This window comes from Mesorhizobium sp. M2C.T.Ca.TU.002.02.1.1 (assembly GCF_003997225.1).
In genome coordinates this window covers 1-1,248 of the sequence record NZ_RZTO01001218.1, presented here as the reverse complement: position 1 = coordinate 1,248, position 1,248 = coordinate 1, and the positions used below count along the sequence as shown (strand labels likewise).

General features: G+C 67.3%; 1 protein-coding gene. It reads right to left on the bottom strand.

Features of this window, described 5'->3' with window-relative positions; genetic code table 11:
• Positions 1–1,248, bottom strand: a 1,248-nt coding sequence (locus tag EOD07_RS34885; protein ID WP_281059118.1) for an AsmA-like C-terminal region-containing protein, incomplete at both ends; no start/stop codon positions are given.

Sequence of the window (1,248 nt, the reverse complement as noted above, 5' to 3'; positions counted from 1 at the left end):
GCTCCGAGCCCACCAAAGCCTCGTCGCCGGGACGATAGGTCAGCGCCCCCTTCGCCGTGACGATGCTCGTGTTGAGATCGGCGGTGACGTCGGCGGACAAGGTAGCGCCGGGATTGTCGAGGCTGATCGGCGGCGCCCGCAGCGTGCCGTTGGCGACGGTGAAGGCCACATCCGTATCGCCGGCGGCGAAGCTGCCCTCGCCGACGATCCGCGGCGCGAACTCCGCGGTCTTGGCCGTGTCGATATCGCGTCCGATCGCGTCGGCCTTGGCGATGATGGCGCCAAAGCCGTCCGGATTGATACCGTCCACTTTCAATGCCTTCAGCGCCGCTGTGCCCGATCCGGAGAGAGCCGCGATCATGGCATCGACGGATTTGCCGCTGGTCGACAGCGCCGCCGAAAGATCGCCGCTGCCGCCGATACCCGCGCCGGGCAGGACGGCGGAAAGATCGCTGCCGGCCAACCTCATCTGGCCGGAGAACAGGCCGGTGCCCTCGGTGTTCTTCAGGTCGAACAGGCCGGTCACATCGCCGCCATAGAGCTTCGCCTTGAGGTCGGAGACATGGATTCCTTCGCGGTCGAGCTTCAGCGAGAAGGAAGCGTCATGCGCCGTGGCGAACGGCCCGACGGCGAGCGCCGAGGTGTCCAGATCGAGGTCGGCGTTGAAAGGCAGGGTCGATTTCTGGCTGAACGGCGTCGTCGGCCACCCGCCCTTGGCGGGAGCGAAGGACTGGTCGCCGAACAGCGAGACCGCCAGCGGATCGAGGTCGAGTTCGTCGAGCGCCAGCGCGCCGGCGAGATGCGGCAGCCCATCCTTGGCGTCGATGTTGATGTCGCCGGACACCGCCGCCTTGTTGATCGAACCGGTGAGACCGCTCAGTACCAGGAGCCCGTTGCCGAAATCGGCATCGGCCGCCAGCGACGTCGACGTGCCCGTTCCCATCCCCGGCAAGCCTACCCCCGTCGTCATCAGCCACGGCTCGATATCGGCGGCGTCGAGATTGATCTTGCCCTTGGCGGCGGCGCCTTGCGCCGTCTCGGCGACGGTTCCGTCGAAGCCTGCCCTGAAATCGTCGGCCGTCAGGTTGAAGCTGGTCGCGAGACCGCCGGCGACCGAGCCCTTCGCAGAGATGTCGGTGTTGGCGTGGCCGAGCATGCCGAGCGGCAGCGCCGGCAGCCCGTAAAGCGCAAGCAGCGTGGTGGCATTGTCGTTGCGGGCGTTGAAGGTGATCGACACCGGCGCCTCGG